Genomic DNA, 283 nt, shown 5'->3' with positions numbered 1-283 from the left:
AGTATTACTTGCAAATGGCTCAAGAGCTTTAGGATAGAGAGACGCATATCTTTTTTCCTCGCTAACGGCAGCTAACGATGAATCAAGATACTTTTGAACCGAAAGAGTATCAAAGTTCTCTTTCTTATTTGCGCACGCGCTACATAGTAGCGCCAATGCAACAACCACTGGCTTCCGCATTAATAGTCGCCTTGTCTAACTTTGTGGACAAGCGATCAAAAAACGATCACCCTCGGGTGATAGTGGTAAAGAATTTGACCGATTTTGCAACATATAGCATTAG

At 41.7% G+C, this 283-nt stretch carries 1 protein-coding gene; it reads left to right on the top strand.

Going from position 1 to position 283, the window contains the following annotated elements:
* Positions 1-77: 77 nt before the first annotated feature.
* A partial coding sequence (locus HBA93_RS20710; protein WP_221724525.1) for a hypothetical protein occupies positions 78-283 on the top strand: 206 nt, incomplete at its 3' end.

Source organism: Ochrobactrum sp. SFR4 (assembly GCF_019730395.1).
Classification (GTDB): Bacteria; Pseudomonadota; Alphaproteobacteria; order Rhizobiales; family Rhizobiaceae; genus Pseudochrobactrum.
Note: the sequence above shows the minus strand (reverse complement) of the source record. Positions and strands in the feature narration are given on the sequence as shown.